This is a genomic window from Roseobacter sp., assembly GCF_024639605.1.
In the GTDB taxonomy this organism is placed as follows: Bacteria; Pseudomonadota; Alphaproteobacteria; order Rhodobacterales; family Rhodobacteraceae; genus Roseobacter.
Genome location: NZ_JAHEHZ010000026.1, coordinates 24,286 through 30,285 on the forward strand (window position 1 = coordinate 24,286; position 6,000 = coordinate 30,285).

3 protein-coding genes are annotated in these 6,000 nt (G+C 59.3%); 2 read left to right on the top strand and 1 reads right to left on the bottom strand.

Annotated elements, in window-relative coordinates; all coding sequences use genetic code 11:
- Positions 1-49 precede the first annotated feature (49 nt).
- Complete coding sequence (gloB, locus tag Q0M35_RS05550; protein ID WP_295313226.1) at positions 50-817, top strand: hydroxyacylglutathione hydrolase; 768 nt, start codon at positions 50-52, stop codon at positions 815-817.
- 174 nt (positions 818-991) lie between these two features.
- Entirely contained in the window at positions 992-3,313 is a 2,322-nt protein-coding gene (gene clpA / locus Q0M35_RS05555; RefSeq protein WP_295313227.1) for an ATP-dependent Clp protease ATP-binding subunit ClpA, read from the top strand.
- 651 nt (positions 3,314-3,964) lie between these two features.
- Here clpA and Q0M35_RS05560 read toward each other — a convergent pair.
- Positions 3,965-5,914: a peptidoglycan -binding protein gene (locus tag Q0M35_RS05560; protein ID WP_295313228.1), complete on the bottom strand. Its 1,950-nt coding sequence runs from the start codon at positions 5,912-5,914 to the stop codon at positions 3,965-3,967.
- Positions 5,915-6,000 lie beyond the last annotated feature (86 nt).

A 6,000-nucleotide genomic window follows, 5' to 3' on the forward strand; every position in this document is an offset into this window, starting at 1 on the left:
TGTTGGGTCACATTCGGATATAGTCTCGCAAACCTGCAGGAGAATGGCCATGGCCCCCGAACTCGTCACCATCCCGTGCCTTTCGGACAATTATGCCTTTTTGCTGCATGACCCGGAGAGCGGGGCCACTGCGCTGATTGATATTCCCGAAGCGGCACCGGTTCTGGCAGAGCTCGAGCGGCGGGGTTGGTCACTGAGCGACGTATGGATCACGCATCATCACAGCGATCACGTGCAGGGTCTGCCGGACATTCTGGATGTTCATGACGCAAACGTCACCGGGGCTGCCGCGGACAAGCGCCGGCTGCCCGATCTGGACGTTGCAGTGTCGGACGGCGACAGTTTTGAGTTTGCGGGGCATACTGTTCACGTCCTCGATGTGTCCGGGCACACCGTCGGTCACATCGCTTATCACGTGCCGGACGCGAAGGCCGTGTTCACCGCTGACAGCCTGATGGCGCTCGGATGCGGGCGGCTCTTTGAAGGGAGTGCGGCACAGATGTGGGGGTCGCTGTCGCGGCTGATGAAGCTGCCGGCTGACACACTGGTCTGTTCAGGCCATGAATACACCGCAGCCAATGCTAAGTTCGCCTTAACCATTGATCCCGATAATAAAGACCTTATATCGCGGTCGGAGCGGATTACTGAGGCGCGTGCCAAAGGTATCCCGACCGTCCCATCAACCCTGGCGCTCGAACTGGATACAAATCCGTTTCTGCGCGCCGCTGACCCCGATATCCGCGCAGCACTCGGTATGAGCGGTGCTGACGACGTGGATGTCTTCGCCGAGATACGAGCCCGCAAAGATGCCTTCTGACGCCCATATTGCGTCATTCATGTCCGCTTCACACAAATTGTGACATGAAAAATGAAGAAAAAACTTGAAGCCGGGCGATGATCAACCAAACTCTAATACTAAGAGGCTATGGTTGGACGAGGGACCGGTATCGTTCGGATCTCCCGACAACCCCGATCAGAAGGAGCACGTATCGTGCCTTCATTTTCAACAACTCTGGAACAGGCAATCCATTCTGCACTGGCCCTGGCCAATGCGCGCCGGCATGAATTTGCCACGCTGGAGCATCTGCTGCTCGCTCTGATCGACGAACCGGATGCAACCCGCGTGATGAAAGCCTGCAGCGTTGATATTGACGATCTGCGTGCCACGCTGGTTGAATTTGTCGATGAGGATCTGAGCAATCTCGTTACTGATGTGGACGGTTCAGAGGCCGTGCCTACCGCTGCATTCCAGCGGGTAATTCAGCGCGCCGCGATCCATGTGCAGTCGTCTGGCCGCACCGAAGTCACCGGCGCCAATGTGCTCGTCGCGATCTTTGCCGAACGCGAGAGCAACGCCGCCTACTTCCTGCAGGATCAGGACATGACCCGCTATGACGCGGTCAATTTCATTGCGCATGGTGTGGCCAAGGACCCTGCTTTCGGCGAACAGCGCCCGGTTTCAGGCGCGCCTGAGCAGGAGGAAGAGGCCCAGGGCGTCACCGAGGGCGAGAAAAAAGAGAGCGCGCTTGAGAAATACTGCGTGGATCTGAATGCGAAATCGCGAGAGGGCGATATCGACCCGCTCATCGGTCGCGACAGCGAAGTGGAGCGTTGCATTCAGGTGCTGTGCCGTCGCCGCAAGAATAACCCGCTGCTGGTTGGCGACCCAGGTGTCGGCAAAACGGCGATCGCCGAAGGTCTGGCCCGCAAGATTGTCGCTGGCGAGACGCCTGAGGTCCTGGCCGAAACGACAATCTATTCGCTCGATATGGGTGCCCTGCTGGCAGGAACACGCTATCGCGGTGATTTTGAGGAACGCCTGAAAGCGGTGGTCTCCGAACTGGAAGACCATAAGGATGCCGTGCTCTTCATTGACGAGATCCATACCGTCATCGGAGCAGGTGCGACGTCAGGCGGTGCTATGGATGCCTCCAACCTGCTCAAACCGGCTCTGGCCGGTGGCAAGCTGCGCACAATGGGGTCAACAACCTATAAAGAGTTCCGTCAGCATTTTGAAAAGGACCGCGCACTCAGCCGCAGGTTCCAGAAGATCGATATTAACGAGCCGTCGGTCGAGGATGCAGTGAAAATCCTGCGTGGCCTCAAGCCTTATTTTGAGGATCACCATTCGGTGAAATATACTGCCGATGCGATCAGAGCCTCGGTGGAACTGGCATCGCGCTATATCAACGACCGCAAACTGCCCGACAGTGCGATCGACGTAATCGATGAGGCCGGTGCGGCTCAGCATCTGGTGGTTGCGGCCAAACGGCGTAAAACCATCGGCACGCGGGAGATTGAGAATGTAGTTGCCAAGATCGCCCGCATCCCACCGAAAAATGTCTCGAAAGACGATGCCGAAGTGCTCAAAGACCTTGAGGGTTCCCTTAAGCGCGTGGTCTTCGGTCAGGATAAAGCGATTGAAGCCTTGTCTTCCGCGATCAAACTCGCACGTGCAGGCCTTCGGGAACCCGAAAAACCGATCGGCAATTATCTCTTCGCCGGGCCGACCGGCGTCGGCAAAACCGAAGTTGCAAAGCAACTGGCGGATACGCTCGGAGTGGAACTTCTGCGGTTCGACATGTCTGAATACATGGAGAAACATGCGGTCAGCCGACTGATCGGTGCGCCCCCTGGTTATGTCGGATTTGATCAGGGCGGCATGCTGACAGATGGTGTGGACCAGCATCCTCACTGCGTTCTGTTGCTCGACGAAATGGAAAAAGCGCATCCGGATGTCTACAATATCCTGCTGCAGGTGATGGATCACGGCAAGCTGACCGATCACAATGGCCGGACGGTGGATTTCCGGAATGTGGTACTGATTATGACCTCCAACGCCGGTGCAGCAGAGCAGGCTAAGGAAGCCATCGGTTTTGGCCGCGATCGCCGGGAAGGCGAGGACACCGCCGCAATTGAGCGGACATTCACGCCGGAGTTCCGCAACCGGCTCGATGCCGTGATTAGTTTCGCGCCCCTGCCTAAAGAAGTCATCCTGCGTGTGGTCGAGAAGTTCGTGCTGCAGCTGGAAGCACAACTGATGGACCGCAATGTTACGATCGAGCTGACCAAACCGGCAGCTGAGTGGCTTGCGGATCGCGGCTATGACAGCAAAATGGGCGCCCGCCCACTTGGCAGGGTGATCCAGGAGCACATCAAAAAGCCCCTCGCTGAGGATTTGCTTTTTGGCAAACTGGCCAAGGGTGGCGTGGTTCGCGTGGGCGTAAAGGCCGGCGAGATTGATCTCAAGATCGACGGGCCGGACAAGCCGCGCATCTCAGGGGACAAACCACCGCTTCTGACTGCGGAGTAATCGCGCATCAGGACAATTAGTCAGTAACCTGAAAGCCTCCGCGACACACTCACGGGGGCTTTTTCGTTTCGGCGGAGCCCCTGTAACAGCCTGACGGACCTTGGAAAAAACTCACCAGGATCCCAAAAGTACCTGAACAAATCCTCGTAATGAGTGCTGACGCAAGATTTCGTGACTGATTACGCGCTGACAATCAGATAAATAGATGTCTGCACACACCGGTTGCAGGAAACGGCTGATGGGTGTGCCACGCAACGTCCACACGCAATTCTGTGCTGAATTCAGAAAAACGCGCAGGTTTGACAGGTCGATACTAATGCCGGTCAGACTGATCGCTGGAATGCACTTAGTCTGAGCATGAAAACCTTGCAGGCTGCGGCGCAACCGCGAGGCTGTCGACCTGCTGTCCGCTGCAACTGTCAGGGAGCAAACGGATGCAAGTGGCACCTGTTTCGCGCAGCACACTTCTGACGTATCGGGAGGCAATACAGGCACCAGAGAACTCCGTCAGCATACGGAAATTCATTTTACGGAAAAAAAATACGAAGCTGTCAGACTCTGCCATCAAAGACAGGTCAGGGAAACGTCAGTCTGAGCGTTGAGCTTTCGCCAATCTGCACATCGTGCAGCATCCGGTCTACAAGGACCACACTACCTTTCCGTAAACTTCAGCTCAATTCGACGGTTCTGTGCGCGGGCCTCTTCGCTGTCTCCTGTCGCGACGGGCTGAAATTCTCCAAAGCCGTTGGCAGCCAGCCGCTGCGGAGGAATGCCGAGGTTGTCCACCATGTAACGCACAACCGACAGCGCACGCGCCTGGCTCAGTTCCCAGTTATCCGCAAACTCGCCCTGACCGGAAAGGGGCAGATTGTCGGTGTGCCCGTCCACGCGGATAATCCACTCGATCCCGGACGGAATATCATTGGCAACGCCGGAGATAATGCGCGCGACTTTGGCCACATCTTCCCGGCCCTCCGGCGACAGATCCGCGCGTGCCGGCTCGAAAAGAACTTCTGAGGAGAATACGAAACGGTCACCTTCAATCCGCACGCCTTCCTGACGGCCCAGCACATCGCGCAACCTCCCGAAAAACTCTGACCGGTACCGCTCCAGATCCTCTGCCTGACCAGCCAGGCGCGCCGCTTCCGCTTCGAGCCGCCGGCGTTCAGCAGCTTCAAGTTCTGCGCGGCGTCGCTCTTCGGCCGCGACACGCGCCAGTGCGGTGTTGAGATCTGACCCGAGGGACTGCAACTGGACCTGCTGTGCAGAGTCCCGTTCTTTTGCATCATCAAGAAGCGCCTGCAGGCCGCCAAGCTGCTGGCGCAGAGCCGCCACCTGCTGGTTCAGCAATTCTGTCTGGCGCTGTGCGGCCGCACTTGTCGCCTCTTCTTCTGAAAGGGCGCGTTGCGCCTCAGCCAGCAGAGCAGCCCGGCGTTGAGCATCAGTTGTTTCATCCTGCGCCACAGCCTCCGCCGCGAGCTTTGCGGCCAGTGCCTGCGCGAGGCGGGCACGCAGGGCATCCTGCTCTTCAGCACTCCGCTCGCGTGTGTCAGCCAGCGCGGCCTCTGCCGCACGACGCGCAGCCAGTTCTTCGGCGGCGGCAGATTGTGTCTCGTCAAGCTGCCCCAGGGTCGCTTCCAGCCGGATCTGCAGATCGTCGCGTTCCAGCCGGACCAGTGCCAGCTCTGCGCTGATTTCTTCGCCCTGCCCTTGCAGGCCTTCAAGCTGCAGGAGTGCCGCGGCGAGTTCGGTATCCAGATCAGCCTCGGCCGCCCGCGCGGCGGCAAGCAGCGTCAGCGTATCCTCAGCCTCCTTGCGCTGCGCCTCTAGTGCCAGGGTCATAGCCGTGAGTTCCGCACCGGCGTCTTCGAGCCGGTTGCGCAGCGCCTCAGCTGCGGCCGCTTCTGCCAGCCGCGCGGCTTCTTCCTCGCTCAGCGCCTCTGCGGTGGCGTCCAGATCCTGCGAAAGCTGCCCGATCTGCGCTTCTGCATCGGCGTTGCGCGCGCGCAGATCCGCCACCATCGCATCCAGCGCCTCGCGGCGGGCAGCGGCCAGACGCGCCGCCTCTTCCTGCGCGTTCACCTCGTCACGCGCGGCTGCAAGCGCGAGGTTCAGCGCCTCCTGCTCGCTCATCAGAGCAGCCTGTGCGCTCTGCAGGTCGGCGCGCTCCTGCTCAAGTGCCGCAACGTTGCCAAGTGCACTATCCCGCTGCGAGATCAGAGCGGCAACCTGCGCCTCAAAGCCGGTGATCTGAGTGCGTGCGGATTCCAGTGCCGCCGCCTGAGCGTCGCGGGTCGCCGTAAGTGCTGCGATGCGGTTTTCGGCATCCGAAAGCGACGCATCCAGCGCGCCGACCCGGTTGCGCAGATTCTGCGTGGTCTGCTCTTCAAGGCCGAGTGCCTGCGCCAGGGCCGCAACCTCGCCCGCCAGCTGGTCGAGCTCGCTTTCCTGTCCGGTGATGCGTTCCGTCAGCACAAACTGCACGATCATAAAGATTGTCAGAACGAACATCAGCACCAGCAAAAGGCCTGTCATCGCATCAACGAAACCGGGCCAGATCGACGCCTGAAACCGAGCACCTGTGCGTCGCGAGAGCGCCATGATCAGCTGCCCTCAGAACCCGGGGGGCGCACCGCAGGGCGCGGGCGGCGCGGTCTGATCGCATCCGTCAATTTTGAGATGTCCAT

What these genes read in the sequence shown, in the direction of transcription:
- gloB (WP_295313226.1), top strand. Translation starts at nt 50, where the DNA reads ATGGCCCCCGAACTCGTCACCATCCCGTGCCTTTCGGACAATTATGCC.
- Q0M35_RS05560 (WP_295313228.1), bottom strand. Translation starts at nt 5,914, where the DNA reads ATGGCGCTCTCGCGACGCACAGGTGCTCGGTTTCAGGCGTCGATCTGG.